Origin of the sequence: Thioclava sp. F1Mire-8 (genome assembly GCF_002213165.1) — a bacterium.
Lineage (GTDB): Bacteria > Pseudomonadota > Alphaproteobacteria > Rhodobacterales > Rhodobacteraceae > Thioclava > Thioclava nitratireducens.
Genome location: NZ_NBNY01000003.1, coordinates 291103 through 316271 on the forward strand (window position 1 = coordinate 291103; position 25169 = coordinate 316271).

At 61.1% G+C, this 25169-nt stretch carries 24 protein-coding genes; 10 read left to right on the forward strand and 14 right to left on the reverse strand.

Annotated features, from left to right (window positions below; genetic code table 11):
• Window positions 1-162 precede the first annotated feature (162 nt).
• The 7 genes from B6V75_RS12850 to B6V75_RS12880 all read left to right on the forward strand — a co-directional run bounded on the left by B6V75_RS12850 (window position 163) and on the right by B6V75_RS12880 (window position 7541).
• Window positions 163-627, forward strand: coding sequence for a CopD family protein (locus B6V75_RS12850; RefSeq protein WP_088719947.1), 465 nt, complete (start codon window positions 163-165; stop codon window positions 625-627).
• 134 nt (window positions 628-761) lie between these two features.
• Window positions 762-2033 (forward strand): transcription termination factor Rho, encoded by a 1272-nt coding sequence (rho, locus tag B6V75_RS12855; protein ID WP_075776732.1) that lies wholly within the window; start codon window positions 762-764, stop codon window positions 2031-2033.
• A 34-nt stretch (window positions 2034-2067) separates the two neighbouring features.
• Complete coding sequence (gene mnmE / locus B6V75_RS12860; RefSeq protein WP_088719948.1) at window positions 2068-3351, forward strand: tRNA uridine-5-carboxymethylaminomethyl(34) synthesis GTPase MnmE; 1284 nt, start codon at window positions 2068-2070, stop codon at window positions 3349-3351.
• Between the two features lie 12 nt (window positions 3352-3363).
• Window positions 3364-5226 carry a tRNA uridine-5-carboxymethylaminomethyl(34) synthesis enzyme MnmG gene (gene mnmG / locus B6V75_RS12865; RefSeq protein ID WP_088720047.1) on the forward strand — a complete coding sequence of 621 codons (1863 nt, stop codon included), beginning with the start codon at window positions 3364-3366 and terminating at the stop codon, window positions 5224-5226.
• Window positions 5223-5852 carry a 16S rRNA (guanine(527)-N(7))-methyltransferase RsmG gene (gene rsmG / locus B6V75_RS12870; RefSeq protein ID WP_075776729.1) on the forward strand — a complete coding sequence of 210 codons (630 nt, stop codon included), beginning with the start codon at window positions 5223-5225 and terminating at the stop codon, window positions 5850-5852. The genes mnmG and rsmG overlap by 4 nt, the downstream gene beginning before the upstream one ends.
• A complete protein-coding gene (locus tag B6V75_RS12875) occupies window positions 5845-6657 on the forward strand; it encodes an AAA family ATPase (protein WP_075776728.1) in 813 nt (270 codons plus the stop codon). Before rsmG ends, B6V75_RS12875 begins: the two co-directional genes overlap by 8 nt.
• Window positions 6658-6659: 2 nt before the next feature.
• Entirely contained in the window at window positions 6660-7541 is an 882-nt protein-coding gene (locus B6V75_RS12880; RefSeq protein ID WP_075776727.1) for a ParB/RepB/Spo0J family partition protein, read from the forward strand.
• Here the strand turns inward: B6V75_RS12880 and B6V75_RS12885 are convergent, their stop codons facing one another.
• Genes B6V75_RS12885 through rph form a run of 4 tightly spaced genes read right to left on the reverse strand, consistent with a single transcriptional unit; the run spans window position 7542 to window position 10370 of the window.
• Entirely contained in the window at window positions 7542-7895 is a 354-nt protein-coding gene (locus B6V75_RS12885) for a YbaN family protein (protein WP_075776726.1), read from the reverse strand. It abuts the gene before it with no gap.
• Entirely contained in the window at window positions 7895-9052 is a 1158-nt protein-coding gene (hemW, locus tag B6V75_RS12890) for a radical SAM family heme chaperone HemW (RefSeq protein ID WP_088719949.1), read from the reverse strand. Before hemW ends, B6V75_RS12885 begins: the two co-directional genes overlap by 1 nt.
• Complete coding sequence (gene rdgB, locus B6V75_RS12895) at window positions 9049-9660, reverse strand: RdgB/HAM1 family non-canonical purine NTP pyrophosphatase (RefSeq protein WP_075776724.1); 612 nt, start codon at window positions 9658-9660, stop codon at window positions 9049-9051. Before rdgB ends, hemW begins: the two co-directional genes overlap by 4 nt.
• Window positions 9657-10370: a ribonuclease PH gene (gene rph, locus B6V75_RS12900; RefSeq protein WP_088719950.1), complete on the reverse strand. Its 714-nt coding sequence runs from the start codon at window positions 10368-10370 to the stop codon at window positions 9657-9659. The genes rdgB and rph overlap by 4 nt, the downstream gene beginning before the upstream one ends.
• Before the next feature lie 118 nt (window positions 10371-10488).
• Between rph and hrcA the strand changes: the two genes are divergently transcribed.
• Together hrcA and B6V75_RS12910 are read left to right on the forward strand one after the other, a co-directional pair.
• Entirely contained in the window at window positions 10489-11550 is a 1062-nt protein-coding gene (gene hrcA / locus B6V75_RS12905; RefSeq protein ID WP_088719951.1) for a heat-inducible transcriptional repressor HrcA, read from the forward strand.
• 5 nt (window positions 11551-11555) lie between these two features.
• Complete coding sequence (locus B6V75_RS12910) at window positions 11556-12104, forward strand: nucleotide exchange factor GrpE (protein ID WP_075776721.1); 549 nt, start codon at window positions 11556-11558, stop codon at window positions 12102-12104.
• A gap of 61 nt (window positions 12105-12165) precedes the next feature.
• Here B6V75_RS12910 and mutS read toward each other — a convergent pair whose 3' ends face one another.
• Window positions 12166-14811 carry a DNA mismatch repair protein MutS gene (mutS, locus tag B6V75_RS12915; RefSeq protein ID WP_088719952.1) on the reverse strand — a complete coding sequence of 882 codons (2646 nt, stop codon included), beginning with the start codon at window positions 14809-14811 and terminating at the stop codon, window positions 12166-12168.
• Between the two features lie 119 nt (window positions 14812-14930).
• Between mutS and B6V75_RS12920 the strand changes: the two genes are divergently transcribed.
• Window positions 14931-17198: an NADP-dependent malic enzyme gene (locus tag B6V75_RS12920; protein ID WP_088719953.1), complete on the forward strand. Its 2268-nt coding sequence runs from the start codon at window positions 14931-14933 to the stop codon at window positions 17196-17198.
• Between the two features lie 40 nt (window positions 17199-17238).
• On the opposite strand, the gene phoB is transcribed toward B6V75_RS12920, so the two are convergent.
• From phoB to B6V75_RS12965, 9 genes are all read right to left on the reverse strand, one after another.
• Window positions 17239-17931, reverse strand: coding sequence for a phosphate regulon transcriptional regulator PhoB (phoB, locus tag B6V75_RS12925; protein WP_075776718.1), 693 nt, complete (start codon window positions 17929-17931; stop codon window positions 17239-17241).
• A 16-nt stretch (window positions 17932-17947) separates the two neighbouring features.
• The gene (gene phoU, locus B6V75_RS12930) at window positions 17948-18637 is read right to left on the reverse strand and encodes a phosphate signaling complex protein PhoU (RefSeq protein WP_199224649.1); all 690 of its coding nucleotides are present in this window, start codon (window positions 18635-18637) and stop codon (window positions 17948-17950) included.
• Between the two features lie 14 nt (window positions 18638-18651).
• Window positions 18652-19449, reverse strand: coding sequence for a phosphate ABC transporter ATP-binding protein PstB (gene pstB / locus B6V75_RS12935; RefSeq protein ID WP_075776717.1), 798 nt, complete (start codon window positions 19447-19449; stop codon window positions 18652-18654).
• Between the two features lie 13 nt (window positions 19450-19462).
• Window positions 19463-20815 carry a phosphate ABC transporter permease PstA gene (gene pstA, locus B6V75_RS12940; protein WP_088719954.1) on the reverse strand — a complete coding sequence of 451 codons (1353 nt, stop codon included), beginning with the start codon at window positions 20813-20815 and terminating at the stop codon, window positions 19463-19465.
• Window positions 20812-22293, reverse strand: a complete 1482-nt coding sequence (gene pstC, locus B6V75_RS12945; protein WP_088719955.1) for a phosphate ABC transporter permease subunit PstC — start codon at window positions 22291-22293, stop codon at window positions 20812-20814. The genes pstA and pstC overlap by 4 nt, the downstream gene beginning before the upstream one ends.
• Window positions 22294-22374: 81 nt before the next feature.
• Entirely contained in the window at window positions 22375-23415 is a 1041-nt protein-coding gene (locus B6V75_RS12950; protein ID WP_088719956.1) for a substrate-binding domain-containing protein, read from the reverse strand.
• Between the two features lie 131 nt (window positions 23416-23546).
• Window positions 23547-24158: a CbiX/SirB N-terminal domain-containing protein gene (locus B6V75_RS12955; protein WP_168174478.1), complete on the reverse strand. Its 612-nt coding sequence runs from the start codon at window positions 24156-24158 to the stop codon at window positions 23547-23549.
• Window positions 24159-24477: 319 nt separating this feature from the next.
• The gene (locus B6V75_RS12960; protein ID WP_088719958.1) at window positions 24478-24900 is read right to left on the reverse strand and encodes an EVE domain-containing protein; all 423 of its coding nucleotides are present in this window, start codon (window positions 24898-24900) and stop codon (window positions 24478-24480) included.
• Window positions 24900-25169 carry a YciI family protein gene (locus B6V75_RS12965; RefSeq protein ID WP_075776711.1) on the reverse strand — a complete coding sequence of 90 codons (270 nt, stop codon included), beginning with the start codon at window positions 25167-25169 and terminating at the stop codon, window positions 24900-24902. The genes B6V75_RS12960 and B6V75_RS12965 overlap by 1 nt, the downstream gene beginning before the upstream one ends.

Below are 25169 nucleotides of genomic sequence, written 5' to 3' on the forward strand. Positions count from 1 at the left end.
AACTAGCCAGCCGAAAGATTCCTTCCCACCAGATGTTTTCCGCCTGTGGAGAAACTCTTGATAAAGTGTTAATCCACATCATCAACAGGCCCTACATCATCATCATCTTTTTCTTTAAAGAATCTTTTTTGAAGATGATGGCAGCTGTCAGCCGGAGGCGAGATGACCGATTTCCTGAGCACATGGTATTTGTGGATCAAAGCGTTCCACGTGATGGCGATCATCACATGGATGGCGGCCTTGTTTTATTTGCCGCGGCTTTACGTTTACCACGTCGAGGGGCTGAACAAGGCGGGCATGGAACGCGATAGCGATCAGGAGCTTCTGTTCCGGCATCAGGAACGGCTTCTTCTCAAGGCCATCATGAACCCGGGGATGATCGCGAGCTGGCTCTTCGGCCTGATGCTGGTCTTCACGCCGGGGATCGTCGATTGGTCGAGCATCTGGCCGTGGACGAAGGCAGCCGCCGTTCTCGGCATGACCTGGTTCCACATGTGGTGCGCGAAGGAACGCAAGGCGCTTGCAGAGGGCAGGGCGAACCGCAGCGGGCGCTACTACCGCATGATGAACGAGATCCCGACGATCTTCATGATCGTTATCGTCGCGTCGGTGATCGTGAAATTCTGACTTTCGTTGACTCAGCGACGCTTTGCGCTTATCTGCCTCGCCAAGCCCCGGCCGTTCTGGCCGACCGGTTTTTCTGAGACAAGACGAATCTTTGCGCCCATCGCTCTGGTGAGGCGCCAGCTGCAGGTAATCCGATGAGCGATGAACGCCTCAATCTCTCCGACTTGAAAGCCAAGAGCCCGAAGGAACTTCTGGCGCTGGCCGAAGAATGGGAGATCGAAAACGCCTCGACCATGCGCAAGGGTGAGATGATGTTCTCGATCCTGAAGGAGCATGCCGAGGATGATTGGGTCATCGGTGGCGATGGCGTCCTCGAAGTTCTGCAGGATGGTTTCGGCTTCCTGCGTTCGACCGAGGCGAACTATCTGCCGGGTCCCGACGATATCTACGTCTCGCCCGACATGATCCGCCAGCACAGCCTGCGCACCGGCGATACCGTCGAAGGCGTGATCCGCGCCCCCGGCGAGAACGAGCGGTATTTCGCGTTAACGAAGGTTGAGCGGATCAACTTCGAGGAGCCGGAGAGGGCGCGCCACAAGGTCGCTTTCGACAACCTCACGCCGCTCTATCCCGATGAGCGCCTGAAGATGGAAATCGAGGATCCGACGATCAAGGACCGTTCGGCCCGGATCATCGACCTCGTCGCGCCGATCGGGAAAGGCCAGCGTTCGCTGATCGTCGCCCCGCCGCGGACCGGTAAGACGGTTCTGCTGCAGAACATCGCGACCTCGATCGAGCGTAACCACCCGGAATGCTACCTGATCGTTCTGCTGATCGACGAACGACCGGAAGAAGTCACCGACATGCAGCGATCGGTGAAGGGCGAGGTGATCTCTTCGACCTTCGATGAACCGGCGACGCGCCACGTTGCGGTGTCCGACATGGTCATCGAAAAGGCCAAGCGCCTCGTCGAGCATAAGCGCGATGTCGTTATTTTGCTGGATTCTATTACCCGTTTGGGCCGCGCCTTCAACACCGTCGTTCCGAGCTCGGGCAAGGTGCTGACCGGTGGTGTCGACGCGAATGCGCTGCAGCGTCCGAAGCGGTTCTTCGGGGCTGCGCGGAACATCGAAGAGGGCGGCTCGCTGACCATTATTGCGACCGCGCTGATCGATACCGGCTCGCGGATGGACGAAGTCATCTTCGAAGAATTCAAGGGCACCGGTAACTCGGAGATTGTGCTGGACCGCAAGGTTGCCGACAAGCGTGTCTTCCCGGCGATGGACATCCTCAAATCCGGCACCCGGAAAGAGGATCTGCTCGTCGACCAGAAGGATCTTCAGAAAACGTACCTTCTGCGCCGCATCCTGAATCCGATGGGTACGACCGATGCGATCGAGTTCCTGATCTCGAAGCTCAAGCAGACCAAGACGAACTCGGAATTCTTCGACTCGATGAACGGCTGAGGCCGTCCTATCTTCCGCTCGGAAGAGGATTGCTATGGACACGATCTATGCTCTGGCCACGGCCCGCGGAAAAGCGGGCGTGGCCGTCATTCGTATTTCAGGACCGCAAGCCTGGTTTGCGGCGCGGGAACTGGCGGGAACCTTGCCGGAACCGCGCATCGCCGGGCTGCGCAGGCTGCGGCTCGCGGGTGAGGAACTCGACGAGGCGGTGGTGCTGTGCTTTGAGAATGGGGCCAGCTTTACCGGCGAGGAGGTCGCGGAACTGCATATCCACGGGGCGATCGCGACGGTCTCGGCTGTCTTGCGTGCGCTTGGATGGATCGACGGGTTGCGGCTTGCAGAACCTGGTGAATTTACCCGGCGGGCGTTGGAGAACGAACGGCTCGATCTGGCACAGGTCGAAGGACTTTCCGATCTGATCGAGGCTGAGACAGAGGCGCAGCGCAAACAAGCGTTGAAGGTTTTGTCAGGCGCGGTTGGCGCTCTGGTCGAGGATTGGCGGGCGAAACTGATCCGGGCGGGGGCATTGGTCGAGGCGACGATCGACTTCGCTGATGAGGAAGTTCCGGTCGATGTTTCGCCCGAGGTGTTGGAGCTGATCGACGCGGTCGCAGCCGGAATTCGCGATGAGTTACGCCGGATCGGTGCGGCAGAACGGATCCGCGAAGGGTTTGAGGTCGCGATTGTCGGGCGTCCGAATGCCGGGAAATCAACCTTACTCAACGCGCTCGCAGGGCGCGAAGCCGCCATCACCTCTGAAGTCGCAGGCACGACGCGCGACGTCATCGAGGTGCGAATGGAGATCGGCGGGCAGGCGGTGACCTTGCTCGACACCGCTGGCCTGCGCGAAACCGACGATGTCGTGGAAGCGATTGGGGTGGAGCGGGCTCTGGAACGCGCCCGGCAATCCGACCTGCGCGTGTTCCTGCTCGACGGCGAAGAAGTTCCTTTGATCGCGCCGGAACCGGGCGATCTGGTGGTGCATGGCAAATCGGATATCGCCGAGCATGACGGGCTGAACGTGTCCGGGAAAACAGGAGCAGGTCTGGCAGAACTTATCTCCGCAATCGAAGAAAGGCTGTCCGGGCTTGGGGAGGGCGCCGGTGTGATGACGCGCGAGCGACACCGGGTTGCAATGCAACGTGCATTCGGGGCTTTGGAATCGGCGCGAGATGAGGTATTGCGCGGGTCCGACCGGAGCGAGCTGGCTGCGGAATCACTGCGCCAAGCAGCTTGGGCGCTGGAAGCGTTGCTCGGGCGGGTGGATGTCGAGAACCTGTTGGACGAAATTTTCTCGAGCTTCTGCATCGGAAAGTAAGGAGTGTTTCACGTGAAACATTACGACGTCATCGTGATCGGAGGCGGGCACGCCGGAACCGAGGCAGCCCACGCCGCCGCCCGGATGGGCGTGCAGGTGGCCTTGGTGACCCTGCGCGCTGATGCGATCGGGGTAATGTCGTGCAATCCCGCGATTGGTGGGCTTGGAAAAGGCCATTTGGTGCGCGAGATCGACGCGATGGATGGCGTTATGGGGCGGCTAGCCGATGCGGCGGGGATTCAATTTCGCCTTCTTAACCGACGTAAAGGGCCAGCGGTACAGGGTCCCCGCGCTCAGGCGGATCGTAAACTCTACCGTGAGGCCGCCCAGAGGGCGACTGCGGCGCAACCCAATCTTGAGGTGATCGAAGGGGAGGTGACCGACCTGAGCGTCAAAAGCGGTCGTGTGACCGGCGTGATGCTTGCAGATGGCGTAGCGCTTAGCTGTCATTCGGCGATCCTGACTTCGGGAACGTTCCTGAATGGGGTGATTCATATCGGCGATCAGCAGCGTCCAGGAGGTCGCATCGGGGATCGGCCGTCGCGTGCACTCGCAGAGCGGCTTTATGCGATGGAACTGCCGATGGGCCGTCTGAAAACCGGTACGCCGCCGCGGCTGGATGGGAAGACGATCGCTTGGGAAAAATTGGAGAGCCAGCCGGGCGATGATGATCCGGTGATGTTTTCCTTCCTTAACCGGTCGCCCGAAGTGCGGCAGATCTCCTGCGGGATCACCCATACGAATGGGCAGACTCACGACATCATCCGGGGCAATCTCGACCGCTCAGCAATGTATGGCGGGCATATTTCTGGGGTTGGCCCTCGCTATTGCCCGTCTATCGAAGACAAGGTCGTCCGTTTTGCCGACAAGGATTCGCATCAGATCTTTCTTGAACCGGAAGGGCTGGACGACGATACGGTCTATCCGAACGGAATTTCGACTTCGCTACCTGTCGATGTTCAGGAAGATTACGTCCATTCGATCTTTGGCCTGGAAAATGCGAAGATTCTGCAACCCGGTTACGCGATCGAATATGACTATGTCGATCCGCGGGCACTGGACGGGACGCTGCAGTTGCGCGCCGTGCCCGGCCTATATCTTGCGGGACAGATAAACGGAACCACAGGATATGAGGAAGCCGCCGCCCAAGGTTTGGTCGCGGGGTTGAATGCGGCGTCTTCCGCCAAGTCGGGCGAACCGGTGCAATTCAGCCGGACCTCAAGCTATATCGGCGTGATGATTGACGACCTGACCTCACGCGGCGTTACCGAACCTTACCGGATGTTTACCTCGCGCGCCGAATTCCGCCTGTCGCTTCGGGCTGATAACGCCGACCAACGTCTGACCGGGATGGGGATCGAGATTGGCTGCGTTGGCGAAGCGCGCCGTGTGCAGTTTGAAAAAAAGTCCGCCGAGCTTGCGGCTGGAGGCGAATTATTGCGGTCGATTTCGCTTACGCCGAAGGAAGCGAAGGAGAAGGGGTTCAAGGTTAACGAGGATGGGACTCGCCGGACGGCGTTCGATCTCTTGTCCTTCCCGGATATCACAATGCCCGCTTTGCAGGAGGCGCTTCCGGAACTGAAAAATCTTTCCGAAGATGCCGCGCGGCAATTGTCGATCGATGCGCTTTACGCGAATTACGTGGCGCGTCAGGAGGTCGACGCGGCCTCTCTCAAGCGCGATGAGGGCTGGGAAATCCCCGAAGATTTCGATTTCGATTCTTTGCAAGGGCTTTCGAACGAGCTGAAGGGGAAGCTTCAGCGCGCGATGCCCAAGACTTTAGGTCAGGCGGGGCGTATAGATGGAGTGACGCCGGCTGCGCTAACCTTGATCTTAGCGCGCCTGCGGCAGTCAAAGCGGGAACGCTCTGCATGACGACGCCCGAAGCCGAGGAATTTGCGGAGCGATTCGATGTTTCACGTGAAACACTGGATAAGCTCCTAGCCTACGAAGTCCTCCTGAAGAAATGGAACCCGGCGATCAACCTCGTCGCGAAATCGACCTTGGAGGATATGTGGTCGCGCCACTTCCTCGATTCGGCCCAAATATTCGCGATGGCGCCTGAAAATGCGCAGATATGGGCGGATTTCGGGGCAGGGGGAGGGTTTCCCGGCCTGATGATCGCGGTTTTGTCAGCAGAAAAAAAGCCCGAGAGGCAAGTGGTTCTCGTCGAGTCGGATCTTCGCAAATCTGCTTTTCTGTCGACGGTCAGTCGCGAATTGTCGCTCAATACCCGCGTTATCGCGCAGAGAATCGAAGAAATCGCTCCGCTGGACGCGGACGTCGTTTCTGCCCGTGCTCTCGCTAGCCTGCCAAAATTGTTGGAATTCACCGCTCCACATCTGAAGCCGGACGGGACGGCTCTCTTTCCGAAAGGCGCACGCTGGCAGGAAGAACTTGCGCAGGCGCGGGAAAGCTGGTCCTTTGACCACGAGGCGATCGAAAGCCTCAGTGATCCAAACAGTGTTGTCCTGAAAATCCACGGAGCCGAGCGTGTCTGACCCAATTCGCGCAAACGAACCGAAAATTATTGCGATTGCGAACCAGAAGGGCGGCGTGGGCAAGACGACAACGGCGATCAACCTCGCTGCCGGGCTCGTTGAGGCCGGGCGGAAGGTGCTTCTTATCGACCTGGATCCGCAGGGGAACGCGTCGACGGGGCTCGGAATCGAACCTGATGACCGCGAACTGACGACCTATGATCTATTGATCGAGGATGCGCCGGTTTCGTCAGTCTTGCACAAGACGGAAATCGACGGTCTTTACCTCTGTCCAGCGACAACGGACCTGTCCTCGGCCGATATGGAGCTCGTTTCGACCGAAAAGCGCAGCTTTCTTCTGCATGACGCGCTACGACATCCTGATGTCGATACCTATGGCTTCGACTATATATTGATCGACTGCCCGCCCAGCCTTAGCCTGCTGACCATCAACGCGATGGTCGCATCGCATTCGGTGCTGGTGCCGCTTCAGGCGGAATTCTTCGCGCTCGAAGGGCTTTCGCAGCTGATGCTGACGATCCGGGAGATCCGCCTCAGCGCAAATCGAAACCTGCGGATAGAAGGGATCGTTCTCACGATGTATGACGTGCGGAACAATCTCTCGCAGCAGGTGGAGGCGGATGCGCGCGCGACCTTGGGTGAGCTGGTTTTCCGTACGATGATTCCCCGGAACGTGCGGGTCTCCGAGGCGCCTTCCTACGCGATGCCGGTGCTCAACTATGACAGCAGCTCGCGCGGGGCGGTGGCCTATCGAAACCTGGCGAGCGAATTGATGTCGCGGCACGAATTGGCAAAGGCGGTGTGAGCATGGCGAAAGAACGCGAAAAGCGTGGATTGGGGCGAGGTTTGTCGGCGTTGATGGCGGATGTCGATTTGAATCCAGCAGAGACAACAGCGTCGCCGCGCCGGCCGGAGCAATATGTGCCGGTCGAGAAGATCGAGCCGAACCCGGACCAGCCGCGTCGCGATTTCGAGCCCGCCGCCCTGGAAGAACTGGCGGCGTCGATCCGCGAAAAAGGCGTGATTCAGCCGCTTATCGTGCGCAAACACCCGACGAAGCCGGATCATTATGAGATCGTGGCCGGTGAACGCCGGTGGCGCGCGTCGCAGATGGCCAAGCTGCACCAGCTTCCGGTCATCATTCGCGAGTTCAACGACACGGAAGTTCTTGAAGTCGCGATTATCGAGAATATTCAACGCGCCGACCTCAACGCGTTGGAAGAAGCACTGGCCTACAAGCAATTGATGAGCCGCTTCGGCCACACACAAGAAAAGCTGGCCGAGGCGCTGTCGAAAAGCCGTAGTCATATCGCCAACCTGATGCGTCTGCTGCAACTTCCCGAAGAAGTGCAGGGCTACCTGCGCGAGGGGAAACTCTCCGCTGGTCATGCGCGGGCGATGATTACCGCTGAGGATCCGGTCGGTCTGGCCCGGCAAGCCGTGGCAAAGACGCTGTCCGTGCGCGATGTCGAAAAGCTCGCCAAGAAGCAGCAGGGCGGGGAAGAGCGCAAGGCGCGTCCGAAGCCCCAGAAGGATGCCGATACGCGCGCGCTCGAGGGCGATCTTTCCGCGACGATCGGGATGAAGGTCGCGATCGATCACACGAGCAATGGAAGCGGTAAGATCACGATTTCCTACGGTGATCTGGAGGAGCTCGACCGTCTTTGCCAGATGCTCAGCAACGGCTGATCAGCTATTCGGGCGAGTCCAGATGAAAATCAGAACGCCGAGCAGCGTAATCCCCTGAATCGCCAAGATGCCGACTGGCAACCGGAAGGCTAACGACAGGCCAAAAGCCGCGAAAACAGACACTGTTGCCGCGATTTTTGCGCGTTTCGCGATAGCACGCCGTTCCTGCCAGTCGATGACCTGTGGCCCGAAACGCGGATGGGTGATGATCCAGTTGTGCAGGCGATCGGAGGACCGCGCGAAGCAGAACGTCGCTAGAAGCATCAGGGGAACGGTAGGGACAAGCGGCAGAAACAGCCCGATGATACCGATGGCGGTCGAGACGATGCCAAGCGTGAGCCAGACGATGCGCATCAGGGGATGAGGTCGCGAATGATGGCGTTCAGGACCGGGCGGCCTTGATCCGTCGCGCGCAGAAATCCGTTCTCTCTCTCGATCATGCCGATATCCTCAAGATGGCGCATCGTGGCCTCGTCTAGCGGTGAACGCGAGATCGTGTTGAACCGTTCCATCTCGAGCCCTTCGGAGAGGCGTAGCGCGAATAGAAGATACTCGATTGCCTGCTCTTCGCGGGGCAGGGCGGCGCGTTCATTCTCTCCGGCACCGGTCTTTTCCACCTGCGCAAGCCAGGCGCCGGGTTGTTTGAGCGTATCGGTGGCGTGACGGACACCATTTTCGGTCAGGCGCCCATGCGCGCCGGGACCGATGCCGATATAGTCCCCATAGCGCCAGTAAATCAGGTTGTGGCGGCTCTCGGCGCCGGGGCGCGCGTGGTTCGAGATTTCATAGGCGGGGAGGCCGTGCTTCTCGCAGATTTCCTGCGTCGCGAAATACATTTCGGCGGAGATATCGTCCTCGGGAATGCCGCGGAGCTTGCCTGCATCGTGCCGCGCACCGAACACGGTGCCGGGTTCAATGGTCAGCTGATAGAGGGAGAGGTGGTCGACTGCCATTCGCAGCGCCTCGTCCAGCTCTGACTTCCAATCTTCGATCGTCTGGTGCTGGCGCGCGTAGATCAGATCGAAGCTCACACGGTCGAATTGCCTGCGCGCAATGTCGAAGGCTTTCTGGCCTTCTGCGACCGAATGCATCCGGCCCAAACGACGCAGATCTTCGTCGTTCAGCGCCTGCATCCCCATCGAGACGCGGTTCACGCCAGCCTCGGAAAAGGCTCTAAACCGCCCGGATTCGACACTTGTGGGGTTTGCTTCGAGGGTAATCTCGAAATCGTTGCTGGTTTGCCAGTTTCTGCGAATGCGTTCGATGATCGCGGCGACGATCTCGGGATCCATTAGCGATGGAGTGCCGCCACCGAAGAAAACCGTGTTGAGGATCCGGCCTTCGGTCTGAGCGGCATAGCGGTCGAGTTCGCTGAGATAGGCAGAGAGCCATCGTTTTTGGTCGATGGCGGTCGCGACATGCGAATTGAAGTCGCAATAAGGGCATTTGGCAGCACAGAATGGCCAGTGAAGGTAGAGGCCGAACCCCCCGTGCCGCCAATCCTCGGTCATTTCGCCTCGAATACCGTAACGAATTTGCGGAAAGCGTCCGCACGGTGCGAAATCTCGTTCTTCTGCGCGGGGTCCATCTCCGCGAAGGTGAGATCGTAGCCCTCGGGCTGGAACATCGGGTCGTAGCCATGGCCAAGCGCGCCGCGCATTGGCCAGACCAGCTGACCCTCGGCGCGGCCTTCGAACACTTCGTCATGCCCGTCGGGCCAGGCGAGAACCAGGGTCGAGCGGAACCGCGCAGTCCGTGGCGAGGGGGCCTCGATATCATCGCAAGCCTTCCACGTCTTCTCCATCGCCATGGTGAAATCGCGACCGTTCGGGGTCGTCGCCCAATCGGCGGTATAAACGCCCGGCGCCCCGTCGAGACAGTCGACTTCAATCCCGGAATCGTCAGCCAAGGCGGGCAGGCCCGTCGCCTTGGAAGCGGCGTGCGCCTTGATCCGGGCATTGCCGACGAAGGTGCTCTCGGTCTCTTCCGGCTCGGGTAGGTTCATTTCCTTCGCGCCGACCACCTCGACGCCGAAAGGCGCGAGGATAGCTTTGATCTCCTCGAGCTTCCCAGCGTTATGGGTCGCGACCAGCAGCTTCTTCTCGGTGAAGCTCCTCATCCGATCGCCGCTTTCTGCGCTTCGACGAGCTTCGCCGCGCCTTCCTCGGCCAAATCGAGAAGCCGATCCATCTGCTCGCGCGAGAAGGTCGCGCCTTCGGCCGACATCTGCACTTCGATGAGCTTGCCGCGCCCGGTCATGATGAAATTCCCGTCGGTGCCCGCTTCGCTATCCTCGGCATAGTCGAGATCGGCCACCGGCTGGCCCGCATAAATGCCGCAGGACAAGGCTGCGACATGGTCGAGCAGCGGATCCGAGGTGCAGGCGCCTGATTTCATCAACTTGTTCGCTGCGAGACGCAGCGCGACCCAACCGCCGGTGATCGAGGCGCAACGCGTGCCGCCATCGGCCTGGATCACATCGCAATCGACGACGATCTGACGCTCGCCAAGCGCCGAACGATCTACGCCAGCGCGTAGAGCGCGTCCGATAAGTCGTTGAATTTCAACGGTTCTTCCGCCTTGCTTGCCCGCCGCGGCCTCGCGACGGTTACGCGTGTTGGTCGCGCGCGGCAGCATGCCGTATTCTGCGGTTACCCAGCCAAGGCCGGAGCCTTTCAGGAAGGATGGGGCGCGATCCTCGATGGTGGCGGTGCACAGCACATGGGTGTCGCCCATTTTGATGAGGCATGACCCTTCTGCGTGTTTCGTAACCCCGGTATCGATTGAAATCGGGCGAAGTTCGCTTAACTCTCTGCCGGAAGGGCGCATCGTGGGGTCCTTTCTACTGAATTCACCCCATTTGATCGCCCATGCGCAGCGATGCAACCCCCGAGCCGAGATTGACCTTCGGCTTCGCGCGGCTTTAAGTCAGCTTGGATGAAGCGCGATGAGTGACCAGAACGATATTCTTTCTGAACTGAACGACCGCTCCCGCGAAGTGTTTCGCCGGGTGGTCGAAGGCTATCTGACGACTGGCGGTCCCGTGGGCTCGCGCAGTCTGACCCGAGAGATGAACGAGAAGGTCTCGGCGGCGACGATCCGCAACGTTATGCAGGACCTCGAATATCTCGGGCTTCTGGACAGCCCGCATGTCTCTGCGGGGCGCGTTCCGACCCAGATGGGTCTGCGGTTGTTCGTCGACGGGGTGATGGAAGTGAACCACCTCGGGGACGAGGACCGCGCGGCGCTCGATGCAACGATGGGCGCGAATTCAGGCGATGTAGGGTCTTTGTTGGACCGAGTGTCGAGCGCGCTTTCGGGAATGACGCAGGGCGCGAGCCTCGTTCTCACGCCCAAACACGAGGCCCCGATCCGCCATATCGAATTCGTTTCGTTGGCGCCCGACCGTGCACTGGTGGTGCTCGTCTTCGCGGACGGGCAGGTAGAGAACCGCGTCTTCACGCCGCCGCTGGGACAGACGCCTTCGTCGATGCGGGAGGCCGCCAATTTCCTCAACGCGATGGCGGAGGGAAGAACCCTGTCCGAGCTGCGGGGCCACATCGCCCGCCAGATTGCAAATCACCGTAACGAAATCGATTCGCTCGCGACTGAACTGATCGACAGCGGTCTGGCCGCTTGGGAGAACAAGGGCGAGCGCTACGAACGGCTGATCGTGCGTGGTCGCGCCAACCTCTTGGGCTCTGAAGACGATCTCGACCGCATCCGCTCGCTATTCGACGATCTCGAGCGGAAGCGCGACATCGCCGAATTCCTCGATCTGGCCGAGGATGGCGAAGGTGTGCGTATTTTTATTGGCTCAGAGAACAAACTTTTCTCTCTTTCGGGTTCCTCTTTGGTTGTCTCTCCATATATGAACGCTGACCGAAAGATCATTGGTGCGGTGGGCGTGATTGGGCCGACCCGGCTCAACTACGGGCGCATCGTGCCGATCGTGGACTACACAGCGCAACTGGTCGGGCGGATGATCTCCGGCCAGGGCAAAGGATGAATGGCATGAGCGAGAAAAAAGACGAGATTGCCGAGGATCAGGCGCATATCGACGAGAGTTTTGAAGACGTGATGTCTTATGAAGCCGACGAGCTCGAGGCGTTGCGTGCGGAGCGCGACGATTATCGCGACCGTTTCATGCGTGCGCTGGCAGATGCCGAGAACGCACGCAAACGGGCCGACAAAGAGCGTCAGGAAGCCTCGAATTACGGCGGGACGCGTCTTGCGCGCGACATGCTGCCGGTGTTCGACGCGCTGTCGCGTGCGCTCGAGGCCGCGAATGAGGACGTGCGTTCGCAGGCCGGGCCGTTCCTCGAAGGGGTCGAACTGACCCAGCGCGAATTGCTCAACGTGTTCGCTCGTCACGGCATCACCACCGTTGCGCCTGAAGTCGGCGAGAAGTTCGACCCGCAGATGCATGAAGCGATGTTCGAAGCGCCCGCGCCCGGCACCAAGGCCGGCGACATCATCCAGGTCATGGAGAACGGCTTCATGATCCACGACCGGCTTCTGCGGCCGGCGAAAGTGGGCGTCAGCTCCACTCCGAAATCCTGATCGGTAAGGCTGGGGGCACTGCCCCCAGACCCCCGGGATATTTCCATCAAGAAGAGGAAGACTACTCCGTGAGAAGCGCGCGAAGCTCGTAGAGGGCGTCGAGCGCGTCTTTCGGTGTCATGTCGTCCGGAATGAGCGATTTCAGGCGTTCCTCCAGCGGAGACGGACCGGTTGGCGGGGCGGCGGGTTGCGGTGTGTTAGACACTGAAAATAGCGGCAGATCGTCGATCACCGCCTGTTTCTTGCCACCGCCTTCGCGTTCGCCCTTCTCCAGCGCATCGAGCACGATCCGCGCGCGTTCCACGACGGAATGCGGAAGCCCGGCGAGCCGTGCGACCTGAACGCCATAGGAGCGGTCGGCGGCGCCTTTGCGAACCTCGTGCAGGAAGATCACTTCGCCTTCCCATTCCTTCACCGCGACAGTCGCATTTTCGACGCCGTCTAGCTTGGCCGACAGCGCGGTCATCTCGTGGTAATGGGTCGCGAAGAGGGCTCGACAGCGGTTGGACGCGTGCAGATGCTCCATGACCGCCCAGGCGATCGAGAGCCCGTCATAGGTTGCCGTTCCGCGGCCGATTTCGTCGAGGATCACCAGAGCGCGGTCATCGGCCTGATTGAGGATCGCGGCGGTTTCCACCATCTCGACCATGAAGGTCGACCGGCCCCGCGCCAGATCGTCCGCCGCGCCGACGCGGCTGAAGAGTTGTGACACAAGACCGATATGGGCGGATTTCGCCGGAACGAAGCTGCCTGCCTGTGCGAGAAGCGCGATCAGGGCGTTCTGACGCAGGAAGGTCGATTTACCGGCCATGTTCGGACCGGTGAGCAGCCAGATCGCGGGGGTCGCGCCTTCGGTCAGTTCGCAGTCATTCGCGATGAACGGCTCGCCGGATTTCTTGAGCGAGGCTTCGACGACCGGATGCCGCCCGCCTTCAATCTCGAAAGCGTGGCTGTCATCGACTGTGGGTTCTGCCCAGTCTTCGTTGCGCGCGAGCGTCGCGAAAGCGCTGGCGAGGTCGATTTCGGCAAGTGCGCGCGAGGCCTCGTTGATCGGACCCGCGCGGTCAAGAATTGCTTGTCTCAGGCTGGAATAGAGCCTTTTTTCGATCTCAAGCGCATGGTTTCCGGCGTTCAGAATGCGGGTCTCGATCTCGCTCAGTTCGACCGTCGTGAAGCGCACTTGGTTCGCAGTGGTCTGACGGTGGATGAAGCGCTCCGACAGCGGCGGGGCAAGCATCTTCTCGGCATGGGTGGCGGTGGTTTCGATGAAGTAGCCCAGCACGTTGTTGTGCTTGATCTTGAGCGAATTGATCCCCGTTGCCTCGATATATTCCGCCTGCATTTTCGCGATCACGCCACGGCCCTCGTCGCGCAGCTGGCGCGTCTGATCGAGATCTTCGTCGTAGCCTGCCGCAATGAAGCCGCCGTCGCGCGCAAGAAGCGGGGGCTCCGCGATGAGCGCCGTATCCAGAAGGGCGGTGAGGTCGTCATGGCCCATCAGTGCCTTGGTGGCCTCGGCAAGCAGTGGCGGGGCCTCGACGGCGGAAACCGCTTCGGCGATCCGCTCGGCCTGCGCCAACCCGTTGCGGATCGCGGCCATGTCGCGCGGGCCGCCGCGGTCGAGGGCGAGGCGCGAAAGCGCTCGATCCATATCGGGGCAGCGCTTCAGATCGGCGCGGATATCTTCAGAAAATCGACCCTGTTCCAGCAGAAAACGCACGGAATCGTGCCGCGCGTGGATTTCGGTCAGACTCCGGGACGGGGCGGAGATCCGGCGTTCCAGAAGCCGCGCGCCGCCTGCCGTAACGGTGCGGTCGATGGCATTCAGGAGCGAGCCGTCGCGCCCGCCCGAAAGTGCCTGCGTCAATTCCAGATTGCGGCGCGTCGCGGCGTCGATCTGCATCGCTGCGCCGCTGTCTTCATGCACGGGACGGCGCAGCAGGGGCAGTTTCCCTTTCTGCGTGATCTCGAGGTAATCGACGATCGCCCCCATCGCGGCCATCTCGGCGCGGGTGAAACTGCCGAACGCATCGAGCGAGCCGATGGAATAGAGCGACAGAAGCCGCGTCTCGGCCGCCTGACTGTCGAAGCTCGCCCGCGACAAGGGCGTCATTGCGGCTCGCATATCAGAGACTATTTCGGCGCAATCGGCCTCTTTCGCTTCACTGACCAGCACTTCACGAGGCGCAAGCCGGGCAAGCTCGGGGCCCAGCCGCGACAGCGGGCATGGCGTCACGCGGAACTCGCCGGTAGAGATATCGACCCACGCAATCGCGGCTTCGTCGCGCACCTCGGCCCAGGCAGCGAGGAAGTTGTGGCGGCGCGCCTCCAGCAAGCTTTCCTCAGTGAGCGTGCCGGGCGTGACCAGCCGCACCACATCGCGTTTCACGACGGATTTCGACCCGCGCTTCTTCGCTTCGGCAGGGTCTTCCATCTGCTCGGCGATCGCCACGCGGAAGCCTTTTCGGATCAGCGTCAGCAAATAGCCCTCGGCCGCGTGCACGGGGACGCCGCACATCGCGATATCCTCGCCCATGTGCTGACCACGCTTGGTCAGCGCGATGTCGAGCGCGGCCGCAGCATCGACCGCGTCCTGAAAGAACATCTCGTAGAAATCACCCATCCGATAGAACAGGAGTGCGCCCGGATTGGCCTCCTTGATCCCCAGATACTGTTCCATCATCGGTGTGACGGTCGGCTTGGCCATGTGCCCCCCATTTGCTGGTCGCGCGACCCTACAAAACCCCGGATTCGGGCGCAATTCCGTTGAGTGACGGATCGCGGGACGTTAAACCGGTTCGGACCTGCAGGAGGAGCACCGGCCCAATGCCCAGCAAGAACCGTATCACGCCCGAAGAGGCGTTGGCCTATCACCTCGACCCGCATCCGGGGAAATACGACATCACGGCGTCGAAGCCCATGACGTCGCAGCGCGATCTGTCGCTGGCCTACAGCCCCGGCGTTGCCGTGCCGGTGGAGGCGATCGCGGAGAACCCCGAGCTCGCCTACGACTACACCGTGAAGGGGAACATGGTCGCGGTGATCTCGAACGGCTCGGCCATTCTTGGGTTGGGCAATCTCGGGGCGCTAGCCTCGAAACCGGTGATGGAAGGCAAGGCGGTTCTCTTCAAGCGCTTCGCCGATGTGAACGCGATCGATATCGAGCTCGATACCGAGGATGCCGAAGAGATCATCAACGCAGTGAAGCTGATGGGGCCGACCTTCGGTGGGATCAACCTCGAGGATATCAAGGCACCGGAATGTTTCATCATCGAGCAGCGGCTCAAGGAGTTGATGGACATCCCGGTGTTTCACGACGATCAGCACGGCACGGCGGTGATCTGTGCGGCGGGTCTGATTAACGCGCTGGAGCTGTCGGGCAAGAAGATCGAGGACTGCAAGATCGTGCTGAACGGCGCGGGGGCTGCGGGCATCGCCTGTCTGGAACTCGTGAAGGCGATGGGCGCGAAGCACGACAACTGCATCATGTGCGACACCAAGGGCGTGATCTATCAGGGCCGCACCGAGGGCATGAACCAGTGGAAATCGGCCCATGCGGCGGTGACCGATGCCCGCACGCTGGAAGAGGCGATGAAGGATGCCGACGTGTTTCTCGGGGTGTCGGCCAAGGGGGCTGTGACGCCCGAGATGGTTCAGTCGATGGCCGACAACCCGGTTATCTTCGCGATGGCGAACCCGGACCCGGAAATTACCCCGGAAGAGGCGCAATCGGTGCGTCCCGATGCGATCGTGGCGACGGGGCGGTCGGACTATCCGAACCAGGTGAACAACGTCCTCGGCTTTCCGTACCTGTTCCGTGGCGCACTCGACATTCACGCCCGTGCGATCAATGACGAGATGAAGATCGCCTGCGCCAACGCCCTGGCGGAGCTGGCGCGCGAAGACGTGCCCGACGAGGTCGCGATGGCCTATGGGCGCAAGCTGAGCTTCGGGCGCGATTACATCATTCCGACGCCCTTCGATCCGCGGCTGATCCACGTGATCCCGCCGGCGGTCGCGAAAGCCGGGATGGATACCGGCGTGGCGCGCCGTCCGATCATCGACATGGAAGGCTATGCCCAAAGCCTGAAGGCGCGGATGGACCCGACCGCCTCTATCCTGCAGGGCATCCACAGCCGCGCGCGTCAGGCGCAGGCGAAGATGATCTTCGCCGAGGGCGATGACGAGCGGGTGCTGCGCGCTGCCGTGGCCTATCAGCGCTCCGGCATGGGCGAGGCGCTGGTCGTGGGCCGCGAGCAGGACGTGAAGGAAAAGCTGGAAGCGGCAGGTCTGGGCGATGCCTATCGCGAGCTGCGCGTAGTGAATGCGGCCAATTCCAAGCATACTGAGACTTACAAGGATTTCCTCTACAAACGCCTGCAGCGGCAGGGCATCGACCGGCAGGACGCGCATAAAATGGCGACGCGTGACCGGCATGTCTTCGCGGCGCTGATGCTGGTCCATGGCCATGGCGACGGGATGGTGACCGGGGCGACGCGCAAATCGGCGCATGTGCTGGAACTGATCAACAAGGTGATCGACGCGCGGCCTTCGGATGGCGCGGTCGGGATCACTGCCGTGCTGAACAAAGGCCGCGTCGTGCTGATCGGCGATACACTGGTGCATGAATGGCCCGACGAGCACGATCTGGCGGATATCGCGACGGCGGGGGCGCATGTGGCGCGCGGGCTCGGGCTCGAACCCCGCGTGGCGTTCTGCTCCTTTTCGACCTTCGGCTACCCGGTTTCGGAGCGCGCCACGAAGATGCATGTCGCACCGAAAATCCTCGACCAGCGCGGCGTGGATTTCGAATACGATGGCGAGATGACCGTCGATGTGGCGCTCAACATGGAGCAGATGAAGAACTATCCGTTCTGCCGTCTAACCGGCCCAGCCAATATCCTCGTCGTGCCCGCGCGGCATTCGGCGTCGATCTCGGTTAAGCTGATGCAGGAAATGGCGGGCGCGACCGTGATCGGACCTATCCTGACCGGGACGAGCCATGCCGTGCAGCTCTGTTCCACGAGCGCGACGGTGAACGATATCCTGAACATGGCGGCGCTCACCGCGTGCAAGCTCTGCCTGAAGGAATGATTTGAAAAAGGCGCGCGGTGATCCGCGCGCCTTTGTCGCTTTATCCTAGCGCGTAACCCGTGCCGCGCACCGTGCGCACCGGATCATCTCCACCATTCGCCATCAGTGCCTTGCGGAGCCGCCCGACATGGACGTCGATGGTCCGGGTGTCGACATAGATGTCGCGTCCCCAGACCCGGTCGAGCAGCTGGTCGCGGGTCCAGACGCGGCCCGGTTTTTCCATCATCGTGGACAGCAGCCGGAACTCTGTCGGCCCGAGTTTCAGCGGCTGGCCGTTACGGAAGACGCGGTGTTCCTCGGCGTCGAGGATGATGTCCTCGAAGCTCAGCCGTTCACCCATCGTCGCGGGGCGGGTGCGGCGCAGTTGCGTGCGCACCCGCGCCATGAGCTCGACTACCGAATAGGGTTTCACGACGTAGTCGTCTGCGCCGGTTTCCAGACCCCGCACCCGGTCCACCTCTTCCGAGCGCGCCGAGAGCATGATGATCGGGATGTTGCGCGTGTCGGAATTGGCCTTCACGCGGCGGCAGATCTCGATGCCGGAAACGTTGGGCAGCATCCAGTCGAGCACGATCAGATCGGGCTTTTCTTCCTTCACGAACAGCAGGCCCTCGTCGCCGTTCTCCGCCATCACGACGCGAAACCCTTCGGCTTCGAGGTTGTAGCTGAGAACTTCGCGCTGGGCGTTTTCGTCTTCGACCACGAGGACGCAGGGCTGTTGGGCTGGCGACATTTTTCAGGGTCTCCGGTCAGGCCACGCTGGAACTTTTCGGACGCGCATCCTCCGGCATTTCGCCGGTCACGAGATAGATCACCTGTTCGGCGATCGTCGTCGCGTGGTCGCCCATCCGCTCGATATTCTTCGCGATGAAATGCAGGTGCATGCAGGGCGTGATGTTGCGCGGGTCTTCCATCATGTAGGTCAGGAATTCGCGGAACAGCGCGTTGTACATCTGGTCGACTTCGAGGTCGCGCTCGCGCACATCGGCGGCCAGTTTCGCGTCTCGCTGGATATAGGCGTCGAGCGCGTCCTTCAGCATCGCTTCCGTGGTGCCCGCCATGCGGCGGATCGCGGTGGCGGTGCCGGTAATCTGCGGGCCGTCGGACAGAACCTGCGTGCGCTTGGCGATGTTTTTCGCGTAATCGCCGACGCGCTCGAGGCTCGCCGAGATCTTGATGACCGAGAGCGCCATGCGCAGGTCGCGTGCGGCGGGTGCGCGCAGGGCGATCAGGCGCGCGGCTTCTTCGTTGATCTTCTCTTCCAGTTCGTCGACCGCACGGTCGCGGGCGCGGATTTGCTCGGCCAGTTCGAGGTCGCGCACTTCGAGGGCGCGGGCGCTTTCGAGGATCTGTTCCTCGACGAGGCCGCCCATCTTCACGACCAGGGCCTGCACGGCTTCAAGGTCGCGGTCGAAGGCGGAAAGGATATGCTCGCTCATGATTATTTGCCTCCTCAGCCGATCCGGCCGGTAATGTAGCTTTCCGTCCGGCTGTCGGACGGGTTGGTGAATATCTTGTCCGTATCGTCGTATTCGACGAGATTCCCGAGGTGGAAGAACGCGGTTCTCTGGCTGACGCGCGCGGCCTGCTGCATCGAGTGCGTCACGATCACCACCGAGAAATTCGCCCGAAGTTCGTCGATCAGTTCCTCGACCTGCGCGGTCGCGATCGGGTCGAGCGCCGAGCAGGGCTCGTCCATCAGCAGCACTTCCGGCGAGGTCGCGACGGCGCGCGCGATGCACAGGCGCTGTTGCTGGCCGCCGGAAAGCCCGGTCCCGGGAGCGTGGAGGCGATCCTTCACTTCGTTCCACAGCGCGGCCTTGCGTAGCGAATCCTCGACCACCTGATCCAGCTCGGCCTTGTTTTTGGTCAGGCCGTGGATTTTCGGGCCGTAGGCGACGTTGTCGTAGATCGATTTGGGGAAGGGGTTCGGTTTCTGGAACACCATGCCGACCTTGGCGCGCAGCTGCACCGGATCGACGCGCTTGTCGTAGATGTCCTCGCCATCGAGCAGGATTTCTCCCTCGACGCGGGCGACGTCGATCGTGTCGTTCATGCGGTTCAGGCATCGCAGGAAGGTCGATTTCCCGCAGCCAGAGGGGCCGATGAAGGCGGTGACAGTCTTGTCGAGGATGTCGACATTGACGTCTTTGATCGCGTGGGTGTCGCCGTAGTAGACCTGCACGTTGCGTGCGGTGATCTTGATGTCGTCAGTGGTCACGGCTCTCTCCGTCAGGCTCATGTCTTCCATGTCTCGCACTCCCTTACCAACGGCGCTCGAACTTGCGGCGAAGGATGATGGCGATGATGTTCATGCCCAAAAGGAAGATCAGTAGAATGATGATACCTCCCCAGGCGCGTTCGTAAAATGCCGGGTCGGCGCGCTTGGCCCATTCGTAGATCTGCGCAGGCATGGCGGAGTTGGGAGAGACGAAGCCGTCCCAGAACCCGTCCGGCGAGTTCGTTGCGATATAGCCGACCATCCCGATCAGCAGGAGCGGCGCGGTCTCGCCCAAGGCCTGCGCCAGACCGATGATCGTGCCGGTCAGGATGCCGGGCATCGCCAGCGGCAGAACGTGGTGGAAGACCGATTGCATCTTCGACGCGCCGATGCCGAGCGCCGCGTCGCGGATCGAGGGCGGCACGGCTTTCAGCGCGGCGCGGGTTGAGATGATGATCGTCGGCAGGGTCATCAGCGTCAGCACGAGGCCACCGACCAGCGGGGCCGATTGCGGCAGATGCGCGAACTGGATGAACACCGCGAGGCCGAGGATACCGAAGACGATCGACGGCACTGCGGCGAGGTTCGAGATGTTCACCTCGATCAGGTCAGTGAAGCGGTTCTTCGGTGCGAATTCTTCGAGATAGATCGAGGCGGCGACCCCGATCGGCAGGGCCAGAACCAGCACCACGAGCATCATGTAGAACGAGCCCAGCATCGAGATCCCGATTCCGGCCTGCTCGGCGCGGCTGTCCGAGGCGTCGGCGCCGAAGATGAAATCCCAATTGAAGCTCTTGTGGATGATGCCCGCGTCGCGAAGCTGATCGACGAGGTCGAGCTGCGCCACGGTGATGTTCTTGTCCTTGGCGATCTCGTCGCGATGCACCCGGCCCTTGAGATAGCTGTCGACCCGCGAGGATGCGAGTATCTCGAAATTCACCGTCTGGCCGATCAGCGACGGGTCGGCGAGGACCGTATCGCGCACCTGGCTCGCGGCAGAGGCCGAGATCAGGTTCTTCATGTCCTTCGCCTTGGCGAGATCGGTTGTCGCGCCGGATTTCTCCACCGCGTCGAGAAGCCCTTTCTCGATCAGCGGTTTGTAGGTGAAGGTGGTGGCCTTCTTAAGATCCGCCGGGTCGCGGTTGCCCTTCTTGTCGAGCTTCGCGGCGTCTAGGTAGACCGGCACCTGAATGAAGGTCTGCTGGAATGCGGTTGCACCGTTGGAGACGATCGTCACCAGCAGGATCACGAGGAAGGCGAGACCAATCCCGATCGCACCGATGCCGAGCGCTTTGAAACGCTTCTCGGAGGCGTTGCGGCGCTTCGTGCGGGCATCGACATGATGCAGCGAACGTGTCGCGGGCTGGCTTGCGCCGTGTTGGGTCGCATCACTCATTCGTATTGCTCCCGGTATTTGCGCACGATGTAGAGCGCGAAGATATTGAGCCCCAGCGTCAGGACGAACAGCGTCATGCCGAGCGCGAAGGCGACCAGCGCCTCGGGGGAAGCGAAATCGGCATCGCCGGTGAGCTGCGAGACGATCTTGGCGGTGACGGTGGTCATCGCGTCGAACGGGTTCATGCTGAGGCGCGCGGCGGCGCCTGCACCCAGCACGACGATCATCGTCTCGCCAATGGCGCGCGAGGTCGCAAGGAGCACCGCGCCGACGATGCCGGGCAGGGCGGCGGGCAGGATTACCTGCTTGATCGTCTCGGATTTCGTCGCGCCGAGGCCGTAGGAGCCGTCGCGCAGCGATTGCGGCACCGCGTTGATGATGTCGTCGGACAGCGAGGAGACGAAGGGGATCAGCATGATGCCCATCACCAGACCCGCGGTCATCACCGCCGTGCCCGCATGCATCCAGCCGCCATCTGCCATCGCAGCGGTCGGACCCGAGGGGCCGAAGATCGACAGCAAGAAGGGTCCGACGGTCAGCAGGGCAAAAAGGCCGTACACGATGGTGGGGATCCCGGCGAGCACTTCGAGCAGCGGTTTCACGACGCTACGCACCGATTTCGTCGCGTATTCCGACAGGTAGACGGCCGCGAACAACCCGATCGGAACCGCTACGAGAAGCGCCACGAGCGAGATGTAGAGCGTGCCCCAGAGAAGCGGCAGGATACCCAGCTCCGACCCGCCGCCGAAGCTCGGCGACCAGGTGGTGCCGAAGAAGAAATCGGTGATGGGATAGAGGCGGAAGAACTCGATCGTATTGAAGACAAGCGAGAGGACGATACCGATCGTGGTCAGGATCGCGATCGAGGCGGCGGCGATCAGAAGAACGCGAACCCCGTGCTCCACCGTGTTGCGGGCACGAAAGTCCTTGTTCGTGCGTATATAGGTGACGGCGAAACCCGCGGCTGCGGCGAGAAGGACGAAGATCGTCATCGCCAGATCACCGGTCGAGGTCATATCGCGGTAGGTCTGTGCCGCCTTCAGCGTCGCCGGATCGACATTGGAGCCGAGCGCGACACCGACCGAGCCGAGAACGTCGCGCAGGTCCGTGGTCTGAAGATCGAGATTCGCGGCTTGTCGTGCGCTCAGCGCGCCTTCCGAAATCGCGATATCGAGCCCGTCGGCGACGCGCCGGACATCCGACATCACGAGGCTCATGTTCGAGCCTTCCAGCAACGTTTCCGGAATCTCGGCGGAGACGCGAGCATTCACGATCAGCGGCTGTGCCACCATCCAGACCACAAGGAGAAGAAGCGCCGGGACCGCGGTGAACATCGCGACGTTGAAGCCGTAATAATTCGGCAAACTGTGCAGGGAACGTCGGTCTTCGCCCGCCGAATGCAGCGCGCGCATTCGACCCATCACGAAGCCGACTCCCGCCAGCACGACCACGATCACAACGATCCACAAAACAGGCATTTCAGCCCCACCAGTTGGAAATTACCAAAAAGGAAAAAGGGGGCGGCGAAATATGCCGCCCCCTGAAGATAGCGGTCTCGATTACGAGCCCGAACCCATGGTCACTTCGTTCGCCACGGCTTTCTGGGTCTTCGCCAGTTCCGGGTCGGCGACGAGGCCGTATTGAGCGAGCGGGCCGTCGGGGCCAGCCATGTCGTCGGAGACGAAGAACTCAGCGTATTCCTTCAGGCCGGGGATCACGCCGATATGCGCTTTCTTGACGTAGAAGTAGAGCGGACGCGACACCGGGTAGTCGCCCGACGCGATGGTCTCGGTCGAAGGCTCGACGCCCGACATGGTCGCGACTTTCAGCTTGTCGGTGTTGTTCTCGTAGAATGCCAGACCGAAGACGCCGATGCCGTTCGGGTTCGAACCGATGCGGGCGAGGGTCTCGGTGTAGTCGCCGTCGATATCGACAGCCTTGCCGTCGGTGCGGACTTCCATGCAGGCTTTGCTGGCAGACTTGTCGTCCATGCCCGAAGCCATGAAGGCTTCTTTGGCGCCGGTGGCTTCGCAGCCAGCTTCCAGAACCTTCTCTTCGAAGACTTCACGGGTGCCGTGCTTGGTGCCCGGGATGAAAGCGACGATGTCGGCATCCGGCAGGTCCGAGTTGAACTCGTTCCACTTGGCGTAGCTGTTGTCGACGATCTTGCCGTCCTTCAGGACCTTCGCGCCGAGCGCGTTGAAGATGTCCGAGGGCGTGAACGCGTTGAAGGCCGGGCCGTCTTTTTGCGACGCGAAGACGATGCCGTCATAGCCGATGCGAACTTCCATGATGTCGGTGACGCCGTTGTCGGCGCAGGTCGCGACTTCCTTGTCCTTGATCTTGCGCGAAGCGTTCGCGACGTCGATCGTGTTTTCGCCAACGCCTTCGCAGAAGCGCTTCAGGCCAGCCGAGGAGCCGCCCGATTCCACGACCGGGGTCGGGTAATCGAAGTTTTCGCCGAAAGCTTCGGCGACGATGGAGGCGTAGGGCAGCACGGTCGAGGAACCGGCGACCTGGATGTTGTCACGCGCGATGGCGGCGGTGCCCGAAACGGCGACGATCGCGATCGCGGAAGCGGCGAGGTTGAACGATTTCATAGATCACTCCCAGTGTTCTGAAATTTGGGCCGTCGTGTGGCCTCAGCGCGGTCCTAGGCGTCTTCGGTGACGCTTATGCAAACATTATGTAACAGCTATGTGACAATCTACGAGTCCGTGAAGGATCGTGATCAGCCTCGCGAAATCGCCTGTGCAATCAGGACGGGAACCTCACGATGCGCCCCGATTTCGGGCAAAAGGCTCCCCCGGTAGCTAGCCGCCTGCAACGCCTGAGGAATATCGCCTGTCACATGTCCTGCCCGCAGCGCGAAGAACGGCAAACACACGCCATCCGGGTGTGCGCGGGCCACGTCTTCAAGGTAGGGCGGCTCCTCGATCAGGGCTACATGAATCTCCGGCATGAGCGGATTCCGGACCAGAGTTTCCGCCATGTCGTAAACCGAATTGCGCGATTTCCGCGAGATTTTCGACCCGTGCGCCACGAGAATCACCGGCGAGTCGGTCGGGACATCTTCTGACTCACGCGCCTCGAAAATGACCTTGGTCAGCAGATCTGGCAGCGCCGGATCGACGCCGAACGGATCGAGCTGGCGCGCATCAGATCCCGCAGCCGCCAGCCGTCGCGGAAGTTCGGTCTTTGTGAACCATCCCTGGGCCATGAAATAGGGATAAATCAAAGGGTTTTCGTGCCGCGCCAAAGCGGCCTCCAAAGCCCCCGGATTCGCGAGCGTCGCCGCGTCTATCGAGCGCCCGGAGCTTTCTGCTGCAACCTTTTCGGCCAAGGACAGCAGGGACTTTTCCTGAGTTTCAGGCTCTGACGGGGATCCATGTGCGACGAGAATGACCGGTTGCATGGGCTTAGATTAGCGCGGCGGCGTCCCTTGGCAACTGCCCTATTCCCGCGTGAATTCTGCATTAACGCTATGAATTTTAAGAGTATTGTCCGCAGATGCCATTTGCACGAGCATTTCTTTGGATATACGGAGATCAGAGAGGCTAGGACGGCCAGACCCGAGATTTTGTTTCACGTGGTGCGCAGGGGTGCGCGCGGGGTGACGGAGGGTTCTGGCCGAGGTGCCGGAACCCTCCAGTTTTTCCGGCTCAGTTCGGATCGGTCTCGCCCATGTCGCAGACGATCTTCCATTCTTCTTCCGTGACGGGCTGAACCGACAACCGCATCGAGGTGACGAGCGACATCTCCGACAGGCGCGGCTCGCCTTTCACATCGGCCAGCGTGACAGGCTTGGTGAACGGCCGCACCGCCTTGAGATCCACGCAATCCCAGCGCGGATCGTCGGTCGTCGAATCCGGATGGCTCTCGGCGACGACTTCGCAGATGCCGACGACCTCCTTGCCGATATTCGAATGATAGAACAGGCCGCGATCGCCGATCTTCATCTCGCGCATGTTGTTGCGCGCGAGATAGTTGCGGATGCCGTCCCATTCCTCGCCCGTATCGCCCTTGGCGACCAGATCGTCCCAGGAAAACTTGTTGGGTTCCGATTTGAACAGCCAGTACCGCATCAGCCGATCACCTTTTTCCACGCCTTGACCTGCACATCCTCGAACAGGCCCGCCTTGGCATAGGGATCGTTCGCCGCCCAATCCTGCGCGGCTTTGAGGCTCTCGACTTCGAGGATCACGAGTGAACCCACCATCTGTTCATTCTCGATGAACGGGCCCGCCATGAAGACCGCGCCGGTCTCTTCGATATAGGCGAGATGCGCCTCGCGATTGTCCAACCGGGTTTGCAGGGCGCCGGGTTTGTCGCGGCAGATCACGGCAAAATACAT